Origin of the sequence: Pseudoalteromonas sp. SR43-7 (assembly GCF_014163785.1) — a bacterium.
In the GTDB taxonomy this organism is placed as follows: domain Bacteria; phylum Pseudomonadota; class Gammaproteobacteria; order Enterobacterales; family Alteromonadaceae; genus Pseudoalteromonas; species Pseudoalteromonas distincta.
Genome location: NZ_JACJDY010000005.1, coordinates 80,816 through 102,522, shown reverse-complemented (window position 1 = coordinate 102,522; position 21,707 = coordinate 80,816). Strand labels below are relative to the sequence as shown.

Sequence of the window (21,707 nt, the reverse complement as noted above, 5' to 3'; positions counted from 1 at the left end):
TTACTGTGGGACTTTTAAAAATTGGTTACGCGGTTAATTTCACCAAGGGATGTAAGGCCATCGGCTGCTTTGCGTAAACCTGATAAACGTAAATTATTAAAACCGGCTTTAAGTGATACGTCTGCTATTTCAAGCGAATTACCACCGCGCATAATAATTTGGGCAATTTCAGGAGTAATTTGCATTACTTCGTAAATACCCACACGCCCTTTGTAACCATCAGTACAGCTATCACACCCTTTAGGCATATATAACGTCATTTCTTCAATTTGCTCGGCACTAAATCCTTGGCGAGCAAGTTCTTCACTCGGAAGTTGTTCTGGCGTTTTACATTTAGGGCACAAGCGACGCGCTAAACGCTGGGCTATTATTAAGCTAATCGAACTTGCTACGTTATAAGCGGGTACACCCATATTTAATAAACGAGTGATTGTTTCCGGCGCTGAGTTTGTATGCAATGTTGATAAAACCAAGTGACCTGTTTGCGCCGCTTTTATTGATATTTCTGCGGTCTCTAAGTCACGTATTTCACCTACCATAACTACATCAGGATCTTGACGTAAAAATGCGCGCAGTGCGTTGGCAAAAGTCATGTCGGCTTTAATATTTATTTGTACTTGGTTTACACCTTCAAGGTTAATCTCAACCGGATCTTCCGCAGTACTAATATTACGCTCAGGTTGGTTTAATATATTTAAACCTGTGTATAGCGATACTGTTTTACCAGAACCGGTTGGCCCTGTTACTAGTATCATCCCTTGAGGCTGGGCAAGCGCGTCCATGTAGAGCTTTTTCTGCTCAGGCTCATAGCCTAATACATCAATGCCTAACATAGCGCTTGATGAATCAAGAATACGCATTACTATTTTTTCGCCCCACAAGGTAGGCATGGTACTTACACGAAAATCGATACTTTTGCGTTCTGTAATTTTTAGCTTAATACGACCATCTTGTGGTTTGCGTTTTTCGGCAATATCGAGTCTTGACATAACCTTAATACGCGCAGAAAGCTTGGTGGCTAATGTATTGGGTGGGCTTGCAACTTCATGCAAAATACCATCAATACGAAAGCGAATACGGTATTTGTGCTCATACGGTTCAAAGTGTAAATCAGAGGCGCCTTTTTTAATGGCATCCATTAAAATTTTGTTGATATATACGATGATAGGCGCATCATCTTTATCGTCATCTTGTGGTGCTGTATCTCTTTGGCTTTCTGAGTCTAAATCAGCAAATTCTTGAAACTCGTCATCAGTTAGATTTAAGCTGCCAGTGGCATCTAGCAACTGCTCAATTTTGTTATCGAGTTGAATATAATCAACAACAACAATTTCGCATGAAAGACCGGTACTAAACTCAAAGTTTTCGAATGCGCCGTAATCTGTTGGGTCTGATGCTGCTATATAAACTTTTCGATCTTTTTGAACAAGCGGTAAAATGTGATGTTTACGTATGAGTTTTTCTTTTACGAGATCGGCCGGGATTCTTGTAGGATCAAAGTCTTTTAAATCAAAATAAGGTACGCGAAACAAATCAATACATTGTTCAGCTAAATCTTTACTATCGATTTTTCCACATTTAGAAATAAGCTCAGCTGTTGAGGCAAATTCATTTTGTTTGTTTTTAACCGTGTCGGCATCAATGCGGCCAAGGGTTATAAATTTTCTCAATAACGGTGAGTTAATATTCATTGCGCACCTGTTTTATTCCTTCAATAGTAAGCAATTTATCAGAAAAAAGAAGGGGATTACATCACCTTTCATTCTTTGTTGTGATATTACTGACTAAAATACGAGTTTGTGTGAGTTAGGACAGTGTTAATGTGAGTTAGTTTTGTTGCGTAATGCATATTGTAGGTACTTTTTATGTAGATCAACAAGTTCTATATGCACTAGGTTTAAACTACGGTCGTTATTTAAAATATCATCCGCTTTTTGCTGTTTATCGGCACGTGACATTTGCGAGGCAATAATACTTTTAACTTGCTCACTACTTGTGTTGTCACGTTTTGCTGTACGCGCTATTTGCACAGAGGTTGGTACGTCAATAAGTAAGGTATGGTCGCAATATTTATTAAGGTTGTTTTCAAATAATAAAGGCGCTACTAAAACAACATAAGGGCTAGTTGCATTATTTAAATCGTTTAGTATTTTTATCCGTATAAGAGGGTGTAGCAACGCATTAAGCCATTTTTTGTCACTGTTGTTAGTAAATATTTTTTGGCGAAGCTCTGCTCTATTTAATGTGCCATCAGGTAATAAAATATCTTTGCCAAAACGGGCTGTAATCGCTTTTAGCCCTTTGCTATTTGGGAGTACTACTTCACGCGCAATTATATCGGCATCAACTATTGTAATACCAAGCTCTTCAAACATATTGCTTACGGCCGTTTTACCACAGCCAATACCGCCTGTTAAACCTAATACCCAGCTGTTTACTTTAGTAATTTGCTCACTCATTTTAATAACCTATTAAATTAAAATAAGCGCCTTGAATTTGGTTGCCCCAAAGCATGGTGATCCAGCCTGCTATCGCTAAATAAGGGCCAAAAGGGATAGGGGTCGCTTTGTCTTTACCTTGTATGCTTAACAGCGCAATACCTATAATGGCACCCACTACGCTCGAAAGCAGAATAATAGTAAGCAATGACTGCCAGCCAAGTAACGCCCCAAATACAGCAAGCAACTTAAAATCGCCATAACCCATACCTTCTTTGCCGGTTAATAACTTAAATAGCCAAAACACGCTCCATAAGCTTAAATAACCACAAGCCGCGCCAATAATGGCATCGGTTGGTGTAATTGTGTAACCCATTACCGAGGCAATGAGTGCAAGCCAAACAAGCGGAAGTGTAAGTTGATCCGGCAGTAGCATGTGGTCAATATCAATAAAGGTTAGTGCTACTAAAATCCACGTTACAAAAATATATAAAAGGGCTTGCTCGGTCGCACCAAAGCTATAGGCAACAATTAAACTTAATAGGGCAGTAATTAGCTCTACAGCAGGATAACGGGCCGAAATAGGGTTACTGCAGCTTGCGCATTTACCTTTAAGTATTAACCAACTGATAATAGGAATATTCTGCCAAGGCTTAATGGCTGTTTTGCATTTAGGGCAGGTAGAGTTGGGTTTTACTAAGTTAAAAGGCTCGTTGGTATTAGCTTGTTTAGGTTTATTCCCTGTAAGTTCATTTTCCAACAGTAGTCTGCATTCGCTTTGCCACTCACGTTGCATCATCAACGGTAAGCGATAAATAACTACATTTAAAAAACTACCAATACATAAACTAATTAAGCCAATTGTGGTTAAATAAAACCACAATTGGCTTTGCATTACTTCAATAATACTTTGCATCATATTACCTGAAAATTATTTTAAAAATTAAGCGTTTAAAAATTAAGTGAAGTATTTATCACAAAGAGAAGTGAAAGAGAGTGATTGAGAAGGCATTAATAGCTATACCTTAACAAAAAAGTAAGTCTCTCTTTTATTTCCTGTAAATTGTTATTCTTGGTAATTAAATAACAGAGCCAAGTTGGAAAATAGGTAAGTACATCGCAACAATCAACCCACCAACAAGTACACCCAGTACGGCCATAATAAGTGGCTCAAGTAGGCTTGAAAGGCCGTCTACTGCATCATCAACTTCTTGCTCGTAAATAGTCGCTACTTTAGCAAGCATACCGTCTAGCGATCCTGACTCTTCACCAATCGCTACCATTTGAATAACCATATCAGGGAATATTTTTGAGTTACGCATTGCCCAGTTCATCTGATTACCAGAGCTTACCTCTGCTTTAATATCTAAAATGGCGTAGCGGTAAACAGCATTACCTGAAGCGCCTGCGGCAGAGTCAAGCGCATCAACCAGAGGCACACCTGCAGCAAACGTAGTCGAAAGAGTTCGTGCATAGCGAGCAACTGCTGCTTTATTTAAAATCATGCCAATAACAGGGAGTTTTAGTATTAGTCGATCAGTTGCATCTCTTAATTTTTGACTTTTCAGCAGTGCTTCTTTATAGCCATAGCCAAACGCAGCAATAATTAATGCAATTACCCACCAATATTCTTGCATAAATTCTGATATACCAATTACAAATAAAGTAAAAGCAGGGAGTTCAGCACCAAAGCCATTAAAAATATCTTGAAATTGAGGGACTACAAATATTAAAAGGATGGACGTAACTATTAGTGCGACTACTAGAACAGCAATCGGATAAAACATGGCTTTTTTAATTTTTGATTTGAGTGCTTCAGACTTTTCTTTGTATAACGCTACACGATCGAATATCTTATCAAGAGACCCCGATTGTTCACCTGATGCAACTAAGTCGCAATATAAATCATCAAAGTAGCGAGGGTGTTTTCTTAGTGCTAAATTAAGAGGCTGGCCAGCTTTAACTTCATCGGCGATATTTATCATTAGTTTACTAATGCTTTTATTAGTAGAGCCTGAACCAATCATTTCGATAGACTGTATTAACGGAACACCGGCCATCAACATAGTAGCAATTTGACGAGTAACTAAGGATATATCTTTAGGGGTTATTTTTTGTACGCTTTCTAAACCAAACAGAGGTTTTGCTTTACGCTTAACTTTAGATGGTGTTATGCCTTGTTTACGTAATTGGGCTTTCACCAAGGCCATACTAGAACCCGCTAGCTCTCCCTCAAGGCGTTTACCTCGAGCACTTACACCTATCCATTGGAATGTATCTAGCTTATTTGTTTTTTTCATAATTCATCAAATAAAAAAGGGCTAAACAGCCCTTTTATAAATTGTTTATTAACAAAGGTTAGGTATTCTTGTTTGCGAAGAACATGTACCACCAACTGTAAATACAAAAGTTGATGGAGGTGGAGCGCCAGCTGCGATTACTGGTGGTGTTAAAGTGTAGGTGTACGCGCCAGCACTATCTGTTCCAGTTGCAGTTATTACACCTGTTGTTGCAGCGATTGCGACTGATGCTAAGTTGTCATTAGCAGCAGGTGCAGCTATGCCAAGATCGGCAAACGTATCACAAGCTGTTATGATATTATTATTTTCTTGTAGACATTGTGCCATAGTTGTCTTGACCGAAGCTGCAGAGGTTTTTACCTCAGCAAAGCGAGCTTTTAAGGTATAATCTTGATAAGCAGGTAGCGCTACTGCAGCAAGAATACCGATGATTGCTACTACAATCATTAATTCAATTAGGGTGAAACCCTGTTGTTTTTGAGTCATTGTTTTCATGTTTCCTCTCCTAAAGGATAGATTTTTGTAACTTAAATCACTTAAGCGGCAAAATGCCTCACTTAATTTAACTGATTTACTTTACAGTTTTACTTAAAATTAATTTTATTACACTTTAGCTTTAGAGTATGAAACACAAAAGCCGAATGTGAATTCATTATGTTTAGTACTAATTATAAAAGTTTACTAAGTGCACTACATGTTGTAGCAACAAATAGTATAGGCATAAAGTAAGTAGTTTAGTTGCTTTAGTTTTTAATTATGTCTTTAAAAAGTAAAGGTACTAGTTATTTATGACTATCTTTTTAAATAAAATAGTACAACAGAATTAGTCTACCATTTTATTTTAGTATTTAGCACGTATCTTATTATAAAAAAGCGATTTAATTTAACAATTTGTTACAAAGTAAGCCTTTTGGGTTATTTAATGCTTTTTTACTTAACTTGTCAATTGATTAGCGGTATTAATTACCCATTATTGCTTTAAAATTGTTCAAAACGCATCGACAAATCGATTGATTGTAAGTTTTTTGTTAATGCCCCGCTTGATATAAAATCGACACCTGCTTGTGAATAAATTTTGAGCGTTTCTAGGGTCATATTGCCTGAAACCTCTAATTTTGCGCGCTTATTGGTTAAAATTACAGCTTGCTTAATTTGCTCTACGCTAAAGTTGTCGAGCATAATTATGTCGGCGCCAGCTTCAATTGCTTGCTTAAGTTCAGGGAGTGATTCTACTTCTACTTCGACAGGTTTGTTTGGGTGATTTTGTTTAGCCTGAGTTACGGCTTTGTTTATTGTGCCACAAGCCGCTATATGATTTTCTTTTATTAAAAATGCGTCAAATAAACCAATACGATGATTTGCCCCCCCGCCACATTTTACTGCGTATTTTTGAAGTGCTCTAAGGCCTGGTATGGTTTTGCGTGTATCGAGTAGTTGCGTTGTTGTGCCGCTTAGCTCTTTTACATAATGTGCTGTAGTAGTGGCTGTGCCCGATAACGTTTGCACAAAGTTAAGTGCAGTGCGCTCGGCGGTTAATATTGAACGTGCTGAACCAGTGGCTGTAAATAATGTGCTGTTTGCTTTAACTGCGTCGCCATCATTAATGAGTACATTAACCTTAACGCTTGGGTCTACCTGTTTAAATACTTCAAGGATGATGTCTTTTCCACAAAAAATGCAGTCTTCACGAGTGATTACTTTGGCGTTTGCTTGCTCATTTTTGGGGATCAATTGCGCGGTAATATCGCCTTCTTGTGCTGTTTGATAATTTAAATCTTCGTCAAGTGCTAGAGTAACAAGCTGAGTAATAAGAGTGTGCGAAATAGACATGGAATGCTCATAAGCGTTAATAAATTAAGCAAATTTTACTATGTTTATAAAAGAAAGAGAAGCGATTGCCTTTTCACCAATATAAAGATAAGCGCGTATAGTAAATTAGTATCTACGTGTGGGTTTGTATTATCTGTAGGTGAGGTTTTATACCTCGCTTTTAATTTCAAAAGTTACGTTACATGAGCGGAGGTAAATTAGCACCTACGTGTGGGTTTGAATTATTTGCAGGTAGGGTTTTATACCTGTTTGTTACTATCATTGTTTTAATAAATCCTTTAGCATCAGTGCTATGTATATCTTGATATTTATATAATAAACGTATCATGAAAATAGATTTAGACGGTGTTTTAAGTACTGTAGCGCAGCGGCCTTGTTCGCATTTTGATGAGCGCCCTGATGAGGCTGATATTTCTTTATTGGTTATTCACAATATATCTTTGCCAGCAGGGCAGTTTGGTACACCTTTTGTTGATGAGTTATTTATGGGTAGCATTGACTGCAATGCTCACTCGAGTTTTAGTGACTTAAAAAATTTACGTGTATCGGCCCATTGCTTTATAAAGCGCACCGGTGAGGTTATACAATACGTGCCTTTTGAAAAACGTGCTTGGCATGCCGGGCAATCTGAGTTTGAGGGCGTATCTGCTTGTAATAACTTTAGCATTGGGATTGAGCTTGAAGGTACCGACACCACGCCATACTCTTTAGCGCAATACGAAGTATTAGCTACACTTAGTAAATCTATAATACAACGCTATTCAAAAATTACCCCTTCGCGTATTGTTGGGCATTGCGATATTGCCCCGGGACGTAAAACCGATCCTGGCAGTAGCTTTAATTGGCCATTGTTTTTTAATATGCTTGAACAACTAAGTTAAGAGAGTTATTCCCATGATTTTAGTTTCTATAATAATTGCATTAATTCTGGAGCGTTTAGGGGCTCGGTCTAATTACTGGCAGATAAGCTACTACACAAATGGTTATTTAAATCGCTCTAATAAACTACTAGGTGACAAAGGGTTATTTAGTTCTGCACCGGGCTTTTTAATTTGGCTTTTACTCCCAGTAATAGCAATAGCGTTTATTTATTGTTTATCTGATTTTGTACTATGGCAGTTAGCTATTAATATTGCTGTGCTTTTGGTTTGCTTTGGTTGTGCTAAGCAGCGCGCTTTATATAAGTCTTACTTAAATGCCTTAACGCGAGATGACGGTACTGCTGCATCTTTATATGCGCTGCAAATTGGTCAAAAGCGTACTGATGATCAAGATGGTGGTGAAACCTTTGGGCAAACATTGGCATGGGTAAACTTTAGATTTTACTGTGCGGTGATTTTTTGGTTTGTTGTTTTAGGCGCGCCGGGCGCAGTTTTATATGCACTGGTACGTACTTTAGCTGATTTAGTACGAGAAGATCATAAAGTAATATTTGCTAAGCGTTTTAAGCTTATACATAAGCTACTGTTTTGGCTTGACTGGTTGCCTGCACGCATCACCAGCTTTGGTTATTTAGTAATAGGTAACTTTAATAAAGGCACAAGTTGTTGGCTACGTTACGTACTTAACTTTAAATCTCCAAATCGCGAAGTAGTAACATGTACTGCACTTGCTGCAGAGCAAGTTGAAAAGCGTTATTACGGCTGTACCTACGAGGCCACTTGTATGATTAAACTTGTTAAGCGTAATGTATTATTTTACTTAGTACTTATAGCGTTGCTTACATTATTTGGTGGGCTGTCTTAAGTTGATGCCTTTTAATAAAGTACCTTATGCAATGTAAGGTGCTTTAATCTCTTCCTGCAGTTTTTAAATTCAATAAAATAGAGCTAATATTCTAATTCATTCTGGTCAGACCAATTGTTTTCATCCCAAATACGTTATAACAATTTTTGCAAATTGCGCATTGTTTGATCTTCGTTCAAAATGCGTTACGCTACTTTAATTGCTCAAACTACCTGTAAATTGACAGCTAATAGTGTTTTTGATACCGTATTGAAAATTTTTGGTATGACCAATTTACCTTTTGGGTAAATCATACTACTTAAAGCCCCGTTTTATGGGCTCTTGGTATTTATACAACGCGGACGTTGATTCATGTCTTTAAAGATTAAAGCAGCAAAATTATCTGATGTTATTTTACAGCAACTTGAGAATATGATTCTTGAAGGCTCGTTAGCACCAGGTGAAAAGTTGCCACCAGAGCGTGAACTAGCAAAGCAATTTGAAGTGTCTCGCCCGTCACTGCGTGAGGCAATTCAAAAATTAGAAGCGAAAGGTTTAGTTACACGTCGCCAAGGTGGCGGCACGTTTGTAAAAAATCAGCTCGAAGAAGGGCTTACTGATCCACTTTTTGATTTGATTAGTAAACACCCTGAGTCGCAGTTTGATTTACTTGAATTTCGTCATGCATTAGAAGGGATTGCTGCTTACTACGCAGCACTGCGCGGGACCAGTAACGATTTTAGCAAAGTAAAACAAAGCTTTGATGAAATTGCCTTAGTTAATGATGATTTACAGCAAAAAGCAAAAGCAATTAATGCATTTCACTTTAGCGTGGCAGAAGCCTCGCACAATGTGGTGTTACTGCATTTAGTTAGAGGTATGAAAGCGCTGCTTGAGCAAAATGTATTGCAAAATTTAACTGTTCTATTAAAAAAGTCAGATATTAGCAGTCAGTTAGCCCAACACAGGCGTTTATTAATGGATGCCGTTATTGACGGTAATCCAGAACAAGCCCGTTTAGCAAGTAATGCGCACTTAGCATTTATCGAAGAAGCACTACTTGAAGCAGGCAAAGAGCATTCGCGAATTGAACGTAGTTTAAGACGCACTAAACAAAATTAAGTTAGTACATAACTACTTTGAACACACAAATTAAGTAGCTGTGATATTAAATTAACAATATTCGTATTTTAAACATAAGGAAACCTCCATATGTCTGAAGTCAATAAAATTGACGTAGACGCGCTAGAAACACAAGAGTGGTTACAAGCTCTTGAATCAGTTGTGCGCGAAGAAGGTGTTGAACGAGCTCAGTTTTTACTTGAGCAAGTATTAGAGCAAGCCCGTTTAGACGGCGTTGATATGCCAACGGGTATTACCACGAACTACGTTAATACTATTCCTGTAGATCAAGAGCCTGCTTACCCAGGTGATGTAAATCTTGAACGTCGTATTCGTTCAATTATACGTTGGAACGCGATTATGATCGTTCTACGTGCATCTAAAAAAGATCTCGACTTAGGCGGCCATATGGCGTCTTACCAATCATCTGCTGCTTTTTATGAAGTGTGTTTTAACCACTTCTTTAAAGCACCAAATGATGTAGACGGTGGTGACTTAGTTTATTACCAAGGTCATATTTCTCCAGGTATTTATGCACGAGCATTTGTTGAAGGTCGTTTATCGGCTGCGCAACTAGATAACTTCCGCCAAGAAGTTGATGGCGAAGGCTTACCATCGTACCCACACCCTAAGTTAATGCCTGAGTTTTGGCAGTTCCCTACGGTATCAATGGGCTTAGGTCCTATTTCATCAATTTATCAAGCACGCTTCTTAAAATACTTAGATGGTCGTGGCTTAAAAGACACTAAAAACCAACGTGTATATGCGTTTTTAGGTGACGGTGAAATGGATGAGCCAGAATCACGTGGTGCTATTTCTTTCGCTGCACGTGAAAAACTAGATAATCTTTGTTATTTAATCAACTGTAACTTACAGCGTTTAGACGGCCCAGTTATGGGTAACGGTAAAATTATTCAAGAGTTAGAAGGCTTGTTTAAAGGCGCTGGCTGGAACGTAATTAAACTAGTGTGGGGCAGCGGTTGGGATATTCTGCTTGCTAAAGACACAACAGGTAAATTACTACAATTGATGAACGAAACAATTGATGGTGATTACCAAACATATAAAGCTAAAGATGGCGCATACGTGCGTGAGCATTTCTTTGGTCGCTACCCTGAAACAGCTGCCCTTGTTGCAGATATGACAGATGATGAAATTTTTGCGCTTAAGCGTGGTGGTCATGAGCCATCAAAACTATTTGCTGCATTTAAAAAAGCAGAAGAGACAAAAGGTCGTCCAACTGTAATTCTTGCTAAAACTGTAAAAGGTTACGGCATGGGCGAAGCCGCTGAAGGTAAAAACATTGCGCACCAAGTGAAAAAAATGGACATGTCGCATGTTGCACATTTACGTTCACGCCTTGGTCTTGATGACTTAGTATCTGAAGAGCAATTAAAAGAATTACCATACCTAGAGCTTGAAGAAGGTTCACCAGAGTACAAGTACCTACATGCGCGTCGTGATGAGCTTAAAGGTTACACACCTAAGCGTATCCCACGTTTTAGTGAAAAACTTACGTTGCCAGAAGTAGATGCATTTAAGCCACTACTTGAAGAGCAAAAGCGTGATATATCTACTACTATGGGCTTTGTTCGTGCACTTAATATCTTATTAAAAGATAAAGGCATTGGTAAAAATATCGTACCAATTATTGCAGATGAAGCGCGTACATTTGGTATGGAAGGTTTATTCCGTCAAATCGGTATTTACAATCCGCATGGCCAAAACTACACGCCACAGGATCGTGATATTGTTTCTTACTATAAAGAAGCAACTTCAGGTCAAGTATTGCAAGAAGGTATCAATGAGTTAGGTGCAATGTCGTCATGGGTTGCTGCTGCAACTTCATACAGCACTAACGATTTACCAATGATCCCATTCTACATTTACTACTCTATGTTTGGTTTCCAACGTGTTGGCGACATGGCATGGATGGCGGGCGATCAACAAGCACGTGGTTTCTTATTAGGTGCTACAGCGGGTCGTACAACGCTAAATGGTGAAGGCTTACAACACGAAGATGGTCACAGCCACATTCTTGCAAACACGGTTCCTAACTGTGTTTCTTATGACCCAACTTACGCGTTTGAAGTTGCAGTTATTGTACAAGACGGTATTCGTCGTATGTACGGTGACGACCAAGAAAATATTTACTACTACCTAACGCTTATGAACGAAAACTACCATCAGCCAGCTATGCCAGAAGGCGCTGAAGAAGGTATTCGTAAAGGTATTTACAAGCTTGAAAGTTACGAAGGTAAAAAAGCCAACGTACAGCTATTAAGCTCAGGTACTATTATGACTGAAGTGCGCAAAGCTGCTTCAATCTTAAGCGAAGAATATGGTATTGCATCAGATGTTTACTCAGTAACATCTTTCAATGAGCTAACGCGTGATGGTCAAGATGTTGAGCGTTTCAACATGCTTAATCCTGAAAGCGAGCAAAAAACAGCATTTATCACAAGCGTATTAAACGACTCTGTGACTGTTGCAGCAACGGATTACATGAAAAACTACGCAGAACAAGCGCGTTCATTCATTCCAAGCAGCAACTACAAAGTGTTAGGTACAGATGGTTACGGTCGTTCTGATAGCCGTGAAAACCTACGTCGTCACTTTGAAGTTAACGCAAGCTACGTTGTTGTTGCTACGTTATCTGAACTTGCTAAACGCGGTGAAGTTGAGAAGTCAGTAGTTGTTGAAGCACTTAAAAAGTTCAACATCGACACTAACAAACTTAACCCACTATACGCATAAGAGGTTTGCAATGAGTATTGAAATTAAAGTACCTGATATTGGTGACGACGAAGTAGAAGTAACCGAAATATTAGTAAGCGTTGGCGATAAAGTAGATGTTGACCAATCATTACTAAATGTTGAAGGTGACAAAGCATCAATGGAAATACCTGCTTCTCAAGCGGGGACTGTAAAAGAGATTAAAGTTAACGTTGGCGACACCGTTACAACAGGCTCTTTAGTATTTTTGTTTGAAGGCGAGAGTGAAGGCACTGATGAGAAAAATACATCAGCCGCTGCTCCAGCCAAATCTGAAGATGCAGCACCAGCTGCTTCTACAGGTTCTTCAATTAAAGAAGTAACGGTACCAGATATTGGCGATGATGAAGTTGAAGTAACTGAAATCATGGTTGCTGTTGGTGACACTGTTGAAGAAGAGCAATCTATCTTAAACGTGGAAGGCGACAAGGCAGCAATGGAAGTTCCAGCTCCATTTGCCGGCACAGTTAAAGAAATTAAAGTAGCCGCTGGCGACACAGTTAAAACTGGCTCGTTAGTGTTTGTTTTTGAAGTAGCAGGAAGTGAATCTGCAGCACCGGCTAAAGAGTCGGCTCCTGTAGAAGCGCCAGCTGATAGTTCAACAGCAAGTTCAGCACCAAGCACTAAAGAAGTTAATGTGCCTGATATTGGTGGCGATGAAGTTGAAGTAACTGAAATTATGGTTGCCGTTGGCGATGAGGTTTCAGAAGATCAATCAATCTTAAACGTTGAAGGCGACAAAGCTGCAATGGAAGTACCAGCTCCATTTGCAGGTACAGTTAAAGAAATTAAAGTAGCCGCTGGCGATAAAGTATCGACTGGTTCATTAATTTTTGTATTTGAAGTTGCAGGCAGTGCGCCAGCAGCATCTGCACCAGCTGAAAAATCAGCACCTGCAGCAGCGGCTAAAACTGAGTCAGCACCGGCTCAAGCAGCACCTACAAAAGCAAGTAATGAAAGCTTCACAGAGAACAGCGCGTATGCTCATGCATCACCCGTTGTTCGCCGTTTAGCGCGTGAGTTTGGTATTAACCTAGCTAACGTTAAAGGCACTGGTCGCAAAGCCCGTATAGTTAAAGAAGACGTGCAAAACTACGTTAAAAACTTAGTTAAGCAAGTTGAATCTGGTCAATTATCTGCAGGTAGTAGCGCAGGTGGTAGTGAGCTTGGTCTTATTCCATGGCCTAAAGTAGATTTTGCTAAATTTGGCGAAATTGAAGAGAAAAAACTGTCTCGCATTCAAAAGCTATCAGGTAAAAACTTACACCGTAACTGGGTACAAATCCCACATGTTACACAGTTTGATGAAGCTGATATCACAAGTCTTGAAGTATTCCGTAAAGAGCAAAATGCACTTAGCGAGAAGAAAAAGCTTGGCGTTAAAATCACACCACTTGTGTTTGTGATGAAAGCAGCGGCTAAAGCACTTGCAGACTTCCCAACATTTAACTCTTCACTGTCTAATGACGGCGAAAGTTTAATTCTTAAGAAGTACATTAACATTGGTGTTGCTGTTGATACGCCAAATGGTTTAGTAGTGCCAGTGTTTAAAGATGTTGATAAAAAAGGCATTATTGAATTATCACGTGAACTAATGGAAGTATCTGTTAAAGCACGTGACGGTAAGCTTACATCGTCTGATATGCAAGGTGGCTGTTTTACTATCTCTAGCCTTGGCGGTATCGGCGGTACGGCATTTACGCCGATTGTTAATGCGCCAGAAGTTGCTATTTTAGGTGTATCTAAATCTGAGATGAAACCTAAATGGAATGGCAAAGAGTTTGAACCAAAACTAATGGTTCCGCTGTCTATGTCATACGACCATAGGGTTATTGACGGAGCATTAGCTGCACGCTTTACTGTGACTCTTGCAAGTTACATGAGCGATATTCGCCAGTTGGTGATGTAACCAGTTTAGTAAAATTGGTATACGCAATAAAATAAATAGAATCAAATCCCAGCCAGTTGTTTTTAGCTGGGATTTTTACCATTTGCAATGATACAATCTTTGTACGAATTGCATCACTTTGTGCGCTGCTCACTCTTTCTGCCTTGCAGAAACATGGCAGTTAAATTTTAGGGCAGTGTCCCGTTCAAACAATTAAGGTAAAAGCATGAGCAACGAATTAAAAACTCAAGTTGTTGTACTAGGCGGTGGTCCTGGTGGTTATTCTGCGGCTTTCCGTGCTGCTGACTTGGGCTTAGAAGTTACATTAGTAGAATCTCGCGAAACATTAGGTGGCGTATGTCTTAATGTTGGTTGTATTCCTTCTAAAGCACTTTTACACGTAGCTAAAGTGATTGATGACGCAGCAGAAATGTCATCTCACGGTGTTACTTTTGGCGCACCAAAAATCGATCTTGACCAAGTTCGTACTTGGAAAGATTCTGTAGTTGGCCAGTTAACTGGTGGGCTAGAAGGTATGGCCAAAATGCGTAAAGTGAAAGTTGTATCTGGATACGGCAAATTCACTGGCAGCAATACTTTAGTAGTTGAAGGCGCAGACGGCGCTACAACTATCACGTTTGATAACGCGATTATTGCAGCAGGTTCTAAACCAGTTAACTTACCTTTCATCCCAGAAGATGACCGTGTAATTGATTCAACTGGTGCATTAGAACTTAAAGACGTACCAGAAAAACTACTTGTATTGGGTGGTGGCATTATTGGTCTTGAAATGGGTACGGTTTACCGTGCGCTAGGTTCTGCAATTGATGTTGTAGAATTTGCTGATCAATTAGTACCAGCAGCTGATAAAGACATTATCAAAATTTACCAAAAATACGTAAGCAAAAAATTCAACGTAATGCTTTCAACTAAAGTTGTTGGTGTTGAAGCTAAAGAAGACGGCTTATACGTAACGTTTGAAGGTAAAAACGCACCAGCAGAACCAGTACGTTACGACAAAGTACTTGTTGCAGTTGGCCGTACTCCAAACGGTAACTTACTTGATGCTGAAAAAGCGGGCGTAAACGTTGATGAGCGTGGCTTTATTAATGTTGATAAGCAATTACGTACTAACGTAAGCCATATTTTTGCAATTGGTGACTTAGTTGGTCAACCTATGCTTGCGCATAAAGCGGTTCATGAAGGTCATGTTGCTGCAGAAGTTATTTCTGGTCAGAAGCATTTCTTCGACCCTAAATGTATTCCTTCAATTGCGTACACAGACCCAGAAATCGCTTGGGTAGGTGTTACTGAGAAAGAAGCAAAAGAGCAAGGCTTAAAAGTTGAAACTGCGGTATTCCCGTGGGCAGCATCTGGTCGTGCAATTGCATCTGCTCGTACTGAAGGTTCTACTAAACTTATCTTTGATAAAGAAAGTGGCCGTATAATCGGTGGTGCTATGATCGGTATTAACGCGGGCGAAATGCTTGGCGAAATCGGTTTAGGTATTGAAATGGGTGCTGATGGTGAAGACTTAGCGCTTACAATTCATGCTCACCCAACATTGAATGAATCAATCGGCCTTGCAGCTGAAATTTTTGAAGGTTCAATCACTGATTTACCAAACAAAAAAGCAGCTAAAAAGAAGTAATTTAACTTTTTAGTATTTGCTTGAAAAACCCAACTTCGGTTGGGTTTTTTTATGTCTATTTTTAACTTAGATAAATATAAGATTAAATAACAAGAAGTCGTTACAATGCGCGCTTAATTAATTGAAGGTAAATACAGTGAAAAACTCAGTTCTAGCATTACGCGCTCAACAAATAAGTGAATCTCGTCGAGAGTTTAATGCTCGAGGCGGTAAATTAGATCGTTGTGAACAATGCCTGATTGCCAAGCACTACTGTATTTGTAAAGGTGTTGAGCATGCAGATTGTAAGGCCGCTGTGTGCTTACTGATGTATCATAATGAAAGCTTTAAACCTTCTAATACAGGGCGTTTAATTGCTGAAATAGTGCCAGATAACCACGCATTTAGATGGGATAGAACAGATCCTAACCCCGCTCTTTTAGCTTTAATAAATGATTCGCAGTATCAGCCTATGGTCGTCTTTCCCGCTGAAGATGTAGAAGAGGGCAGAGCCATTACAGAAGTGAGTATTGAATCAGGTAAAAAGCCGCTATTTATATTCTTAGATGGTACGTGGCGCGAAGCTAAGAAAATGATTCGCAAAAGCCCTTATTTAGATAACTTGCCTGTACTTTCTGTTACTGCTGATAAACTATCTGATTACCGATTACGTGTAGCCCCTCATGCACATCAACTAGGCACTGCTGAAGTGGCTATTATGGTATTAGCACTTGCGGGCGAAATGGATGCATCGACAAAATTAGAGCAGCATTTTATTAAGTTTCGTGATGCGTATTTATTGGGTAAGCGCAACAAGGGACGACCGCTAGAAGATTAATTTTACGAAGTTAAGCAAATGCTTGCTGATTTTTTAAGTGAGCAAGTGCTTTATTTTGAATTGCTCTGAAACCTTCTTCAGATGTTAATTGTAAAACAGTATTATACAATTGACTTATACTATTATGCACTTGAATAAACGAGATACAGTCTTCACCAATCATTTCTTTTGCTTCTTCAACTCGTTTTAAAAAGTAGCAGCTAATGTCTATTTTGCCATTAAATTGAGTCGTTGCAATTGCGTCTGCTATTCTATTAAGTTGATAGCTAAACTCATCAGGTCGAGCACCTTCACCCCACTTGCTAATACGAATGTCGCGTTCTAACTGAATAATTTCGTTAAGTATATTTTTAAACTCACTCATTGGCATATTTAAAAAGTTATAACCTTTGGGGTTAAATAAAGCTTTATACGGATTTTCGCTGGGGGGTTGGGCACTAAATACACCAATTGGTTTTGCTGTAATTGCGTCTGATACTTTACATAAAAAGGTATTACTTTGAGATGTGTTAAAATTCATATCCATTGAGTATTAATGATCCTTGCGTTATTTAGTTATCGGCGCAATTAATAAAAAACTTAGCGAAATTTAAAATATAAGTAAAGTATTTTAAGGTCTTAGCATTGATTGGCAGGGATGCGATATATTACTCAGTAAAAATTAGTGATAGTTGCTCAGAGCTTTACTCAACCCAAATTTTAGACAAAGAAAAGCGCGCTCTATCTCTAGGCGCGCTTGCGGAATCTTCTAATTTTCTGCATCCTGCAATTGAACTTAATCAACTCCAATTTTCACTAATCCATGTTTATTACTATATTACTTTTTAGTTCTATGTAATGTAGACCGTCCGGGCCTGTATCCTTAAATTCCTAAACGTCTTGTAGGGTAAATACTATTACCAAATCCTTAATTACACTTCCTAGTGTATCCTTGTTTTAACCAATCCCTTGTGTTGCCTTAAAGGCCTGTCCATTTATTCCTTCAACATCCTGTTGAACAACTTAGCCTTGTTGTTATCCTTTTCGCATCTTCCTGACGCTGTCCTTTTTACAACATTGCGTTGTGATACTCATCCTGAGCCTGTCCTAAAATCCGTGTTGTCCTGATAACCTAATCATTGGTTGGTTGAGTAAGCAGTCCATTTCCTTTTACTCAATAAGCGTCATTGCTTGGTTGATGCGTAAATTATAGTGCAATAGAGCAACTAAAATAGAGATAAAACTACATTCAATTAGTGTTTTTGCAATAGTAATAAAAACAAATATCATATTAATCATGTATTTAACTGTTTTTCGGTTGTTTTTTATCTTGTTTTTTACTCATTAGCTGTCACATCCGTAAGATATCTCTTACACCGTATTTCCTTTTTGGGCGTTATTTACATATTTACATTTATTTAAAGTGTGCACTTTTAGAATGAGCACGGTAGAATTCGTTGATAATAACAGTTATTTAGGTGGAATAATGAAGAAAGTATTTGCACTTGTTTTAGGGGTAGTTGCATCGGCACCAGTCTTTGCAAACGATGTTGTTAACATCTACTCTTTTCGTCAACCGTTTTTAATTCAGCCAATTTTAGAAGACTTTACAAAGCAAACAGGCATAAAAACCAATGTTGTTTTTGCTAAAAAAGGGCTAATTGAGCGTGTTAAACGCGAAGGCAAGCACAGTAAAGCTGATTTAGTATTAACCTCTAACTTTAGTGCGCTTATTCAATTAGAAGATTTAAAAATAACACAAACTATAAAAAGTGACAGTGTAAATAATAATGTTCCAGCCGCCTTTCGTGACGGTGATGGCCAATGGGTTGCGCTTACTAAGCGAGTGCGTAATGTGTATTCATCAAAAGAGCGAGTTGGTGAGTTACCTAAGCTCACTTATGAAGATTTAGCAGACTCTAAATACAAAGGACAAATTTGTACGCGCTCTGGCAAACATCCATATAATTTAGGTTTAGTAGCTTCTATGATTGCACACCATGGTGAAGCGCAAACTAAAGAGTGGCTTGAAGGTGTTAAGGCTAATTTAGCACGCAAGCCTCAAGGTAACGATCGTGCTCAAGTTAAAGCTGTTAAAGAAGGTTTATGTAACTTGGCATTAGGTAATAGTTACTACCTTGGCAAAATGCTAGAAGATAAAGAACAAAAAGGTTGGGCAGAGGCCGTAAATATTAACTTTCCGAATCAAGTTAATCGTGGCTCACACATAAATGTATCGGGTGCGGTTATTACCAAATACGCTAAAAACCCTGAAAATGCATTAAAGCTCATAGAATATATGACCGACAGCAAAGCACAAAACATGTATGCCTCATTAAATATGGAGTATCCAGTTAAGTCGGGTGTTGAATTATCAACTTTGGTTGCCTCTTGGGGTAGCTTTAAAGAAGACAGCTTGCCACTTGATGAGATTAGTAAATATCGTCCGTTAGCACTTAAGCTAATTGATGAGGTGAAGTTCGATCTTTAATGACTAATAAATTTAAGCTGTCTAAATGGCAGCTCTTTGCGTGGTCGACTGGCTTAATACTATCGGCCCCGTTGTTTTTTCTTCTTTTTGAATCTCTACAAGGTAGCTCTGAGGTGTTTTCTCACCTGTGGGATACCGTGCTTTGGGACTACATAACCAATACCGTATTGTTAGTTTTAGGTGTTTGCGTCCTTAGCTGCGCCATAGCTTTGCCACTTGGGTGGCTAACGGCTTACTGTAGTTTCCCGGGTAAAAAACAGTTTGAATGGGCACTTATGCTGCCCCTTGCTATGCCTACCTATATTATTGCCTATGTATACACTGATTTATTAGATTATGCGGGCCCGGTGCAAATAGCATTGAGAGAATGGTTTGGCTGGCAATCACCTAACGACTATTGGTTTTTTGATATACGAACATTACCCGGCGCCATCGTTATGATTGCCTTGGTACTTTACCCGTATTTATTTTTAATTTTTAAAACAGCCCTTCGCGAGCAGTCATTCAAATTAGTACAAGCTAGCCAGTTAATGGGGCTATCTCCTTGGCAAAGCTTTTTTAAAGTCAGTTTAGTGCTCTCTCGTGGGGCAATTGTGGCGGCTCTTGCACTTATTAGTATGGAAACCATGGCCGACTTTGCAACAGTGAGTTATTTTGCCGTAAGTACATTAACAACCGCCGTATACGATACGTGGTTTGGTTATTACTCACTTACAGCGGCCGCTAAAATATCGGGTGTGATGTTACTTCTGTTATTTTTAGCATTAATGGCAGAGCGTTTTAGTCGCCGAAACCAAGCGGTATTTGAGCGACAATCAAGTGTAAATAGCGAATCTCTCTATGTATTAAAAGGAAAATCTGCTTGGCTCGCAACGTCATTTTGTAGCTTTATTTTACTTATCGCTTTTGTAATTCCTATTGCAGTACTTATAAATTACGCCATTACCTACTTTGATAAAGCATGGAATGTTGAGTTTTTTAGCTACGCTTGGCAAAGTTTAAAAGTGGCAGGAGTTGTAAGTGTTATAACCATTACATTGAGTGTTTTTGTGGTTTTTTATCAGCGTGTTGCAAAGCAAGCGTATCCGCTTATTCCTGGGCGTTTAGCAAGCACTGGTTATGCATTGCCAGGAACTGTACTCGCTATTGCGGTTTTATTACCTCTTACATTATTAGAGAACACCATTAACACAGCGCTCGAGAAGTATAACTTAGACATTGGCTTACTGCTTACAGGTAGCATTCTTACTATTATTATTGCTTATATTGTTAGGTTTTACGCCATTGCACACGGAGCAATTGAGTCGAGTTTTTTACGTGTTAGTCCATCACTTGATATGGCAAGCCAATCAATGGGTAAAAGCCAAGGGCAAACGCTGCGTTTAGTGCACCTACCTTTACTGCGAAGAGGATTGCTCACTGCTGCCTTATTGGTATTTATTGAGTGTATGAAAGAGTTGCCAGCTGCGCTATTGCTCAGACCGTTTAATTTTGAAAGCTTAGCTACTCATGTATTTCAGTATGTGAGTGATGAGCAATTAGAGCTTGCTTCAATATCTGCATTATTTATTGTTATTGTTGGGTTTATTCCTTTGTATTTTATTAATCGTTCTATGGAGCAGCGTAGTTAAATGAGTAGTTTAATTTTACAAGGCGTGAGCTATCACTATAACGGCACAAAGGTTATTCACGATTTAGATTTAACAGTGGGTAAAGATGAAATTGTTTGTCTACTCGGGGCGAGTGGATGCGGCAAAACAACCACATTAAAGGCGATTGCAGGTTTAATTGAAGCCAAGCAAGGGTCTATTTTTATAGACGGTAAATTAGTGAGTGATGAGCAATCGTTTGTCTCACCTGAGCATCGTAACATCGGCATGATGTTTCAAGATTATGCGTTGTTTCCGCATTTAACGGTGGCAAATAATATTGCATTCGGGCTTAGTAATATGAGCAAAGCTCAAAAGCAGCAACGCGTTGATGAAATGCTTAAGCTTGTACATTTAATTGGCTGTGCAGACAGGTTTCCACACCAGTTATCGGGTGGCCAACAGCAACGCGTCGCTATCGCTCGTGCATTAGCTTATAAACCTAGTTTATTACTCCTTGATGAGCCTTTTTCAAACATCGACACACAAGTACGCTTTGAATTAATTGCCGATATACGTCGAATTATTAAGGCAACTCAAGTATCTGCTGTGTTTGTTTCACACTCAAAAGAAGAGGCGTTTGCGTTTTCAGATACACTTGCCATTATGCATCGCGGTAAAATTGAGCAACAAGGCACGCCTGAGCAGCTTTTTGCAGCTCCATGTTCAAAGGAGGTTGCAGAGTTTCTGGGTCAGGGCATATACTTAAGCGCAGAAGTGTTAACCGCAACTGAATATAAAACACCATTTGGTTTAGTCGAATCTTATGTTGAGAGTAAGCATAATGTAAGTGCAGGGCTTATATATGTGCGCCCTCATCAAATAGAATTAGTGGCAGATAACCAAAGTGACAAATTCAGCAAGCGAGCTACAATCATAAGTCGTCGCTTTATTGGTTCGGCGTATGTTTATTCGCTTGTTATTGATGAACAAGAAATTGAAGTTGCTGCACAATATGGCCAGTCATTTGAAAATAATGATCAGGTTATAATAAAAATAAAACCTCACACGGTGAATTTTTTCGAATCGTAATTAATTTGTT

Annotated in this window: 17 protein-coding genes; 10 read left to right on the top strand and 7 right to left on the bottom strand. The window is 38.9% G+C overall.

What is annotated here, in order from left to right:
- Positions 1–14 precede the first annotated feature (14 nt).
- The 6 genes from pilB to nadC all read right to left on the bottom strand — a co-directional run bounded on the left by pilB (position 15) and on the right by nadC (position 6,568).
- Complete coding sequence (gene pilB / locus H5087_RS05655; protein WP_149603263.1) at positions 15–1,691, bottom strand: type IV-A pilus assembly ATPase PilB; 1,677 nt, start codon at positions 1,689–1,691, stop codon at positions 15–17.
- Positions 1,692–1,817: 126 nt separating this feature from the next.
- Positions 1,818–2,459, bottom strand: a complete 642-nt coding sequence (gene coaE, locus H5087_RS05650; protein WP_182671428.1) for a dephospho-CoA kinase — start codon at positions 2,457–2,459, stop codon at positions 1,818–1,820.
- 1 nt (position 2,460) lies between these two features.
- Complete coding sequence (locus H5087_RS05645; protein WP_182671479.1) at positions 2,461–3,354, bottom strand: A24 family peptidase; 894 nt, start codon at positions 3,352–3,354, stop codon at positions 2,461–2,463.
- 163 nt (positions 3,355–3,517) lie between these two features.
- Positions 3,518–4,738 carry a type II secretion system F family protein gene (locus tag H5087_RS05640; protein ID WP_182671427.1) on the bottom strand — a complete coding sequence of 407 codons (1,221 nt, stop codon included), beginning with the start codon at positions 4,736–4,738 and terminating at the stop codon, positions 3,518–3,520.
- 48 nt (positions 4,739–4,786) lie between these two features.
- Complete coding sequence (locus H5087_RS05635; RefSeq protein WP_310736461.1) at positions 4,787–5,233, bottom strand: prepilin-type N-terminal cleavage/methylation domain-containing protein; 447 nt, start codon at positions 5,231–5,233, stop codon at positions 4,787–4,789.
- A gap of 483 nt (positions 5,234–5,716) precedes the next feature.
- Complete coding sequence (nadC, locus tag H5087_RS05630) at positions 5,717–6,568, bottom strand: carboxylating nicotinate-nucleotide diphosphorylase (protein ID WP_182671426.1); 852 nt, start codon at positions 6,566–6,568, stop codon at positions 5,717–5,719.
- 326 nt (positions 6,569–6,894) lie between these two features.
- On the opposite strand from nadC, the gene ampD reads away from it, so the two are divergent.
- The 7 genes from ampD to H5087_RS05595 all read left to right on the top strand — a co-directional run bounded on the left by ampD (position 6,895) and on the right by H5087_RS05595 (position 16,546).
- Positions 6,895–7,449 (top strand): 1,6-anhydro-N-acetylmuramyl-L-alanine amidase AmpD, encoded by a 555-nt coding sequence (ampD, locus tag H5087_RS05625; RefSeq protein ID WP_182671425.1) that lies wholly within the window; start codon positions 6,895–6,897, stop codon positions 7,447–7,449.
- A 13-nt stretch (positions 7,450–7,462) separates the two neighbouring features.
- Entirely contained in the window at positions 7,463–8,314 is an 852-nt protein-coding gene (gene ampE / locus H5087_RS05620; RefSeq protein ID WP_182671424.1) for a beta-lactamase regulator AmpE, read from the top strand.
- 351 nt (positions 8,315–8,665) lie between these two features.
- Positions 8,666–9,415 (top strand): pyruvate dehydrogenase complex transcriptional repressor PdhR, encoded by a 750-nt coding sequence (pdhR, locus tag H5087_RS05615; RefSeq protein ID WP_002957764.1) that lies wholly within the window; start codon positions 8,666–8,668, stop codon positions 9,413–9,415.
- Positions 9,416–9,505: 90 nt separating this feature from the next.
- Positions 9,506–12,172 (top strand): pyruvate dehydrogenase (acetyl-transferring), homodimeric type, encoded by a 2,667-nt coding sequence (aceE, locus tag H5087_RS05610; RefSeq protein WP_002957763.1) that lies wholly within the window; start codon positions 9,506–9,508, stop codon positions 12,170–12,172.
- A gap of 10 nt (positions 12,173–12,182) precedes the next feature.
- On the top strand, positions 12,183–14,099 hold the full coding sequence (gene aceF, locus H5087_RS05605) for a pyruvate dehydrogenase complex dihydrolipoyllysine-residue acetyltransferase (RefSeq protein ID WP_182671423.1): 1,917 nt from the start codon (positions 12,183–12,185) through the stop codon (positions 14,097–14,099).
- A gap of 205 nt (positions 14,100–14,304) precedes the next feature.
- Entirely contained in the window at positions 14,305–15,729 is a 1,425-nt protein-coding gene (gene lpdA / locus H5087_RS05600; RefSeq protein ID WP_002957761.1) for a dihydrolipoyl dehydrogenase, read from the top strand.
- 136 nt (positions 15,730–15,865) lie between these two features.
- The gene (locus tag H5087_RS05595; protein ID WP_138489694.1) at positions 15,866–16,546 is read left to right on the top strand and encodes a tRNA-uridine aminocarboxypropyltransferase; all 681 of its coding nucleotides are present in this window, start codon (positions 15,866–15,868) and stop codon (positions 16,544–16,546) included.
- Between the two features lie 10 nt (positions 16,547–16,556).
- On the opposite strand, the gene H5087_RS05590 is transcribed toward H5087_RS05595, so the two are convergent.
- Positions 16,557–17,072 (bottom strand): hypothetical protein, encoded by a 516-nt coding sequence (locus H5087_RS05590; RefSeq protein ID WP_182671422.1) that lies wholly within the window; start codon positions 17,070–17,072, stop codon positions 16,557–16,559.
- A 939-nt stretch (positions 17,073–18,011) separates the two neighbouring features.
- Between H5087_RS05590 and H5087_RS05585 the strand changes: the two genes are divergently transcribed.
- Genes H5087_RS05585 through H5087_RS05575 form a run of 3 tightly spaced genes read left to right on the top strand, consistent with a single transcriptional unit; the run spans position 18,012 to position 21,697 of the window.
- On the top strand, positions 18,012–19,016 hold the full coding sequence (locus tag H5087_RS05585; protein ID WP_182671421.1) for a Fe(3+) ABC transporter substrate-binding protein: 1,005 nt from the start codon (positions 18,012–18,014) through the stop codon (positions 19,014–19,016).
- The gene (locus H5087_RS05580) at positions 19,016–20,647 is read left to right on the top strand and encodes an iron ABC transporter permease (RefSeq protein ID WP_182671420.1); all 1,632 of its coding nucleotides are present in this window, start codon (positions 19,016–19,018) and stop codon (positions 20,645–20,647) included. The genes H5087_RS05585 and H5087_RS05580 overlap by 1 nt, the downstream gene beginning before the upstream one ends.
- A complete protein-coding gene (locus tag H5087_RS05575) occupies positions 20,648–21,697 on the top strand; it encodes an ABC transporter ATP-binding protein (RefSeq protein WP_182671419.1) in 1,050 nt (349 codons plus the stop codon). It abuts the gene before it with no gap.
- Positions 21,698–21,707: the final 10 nt, after the last annotated feature.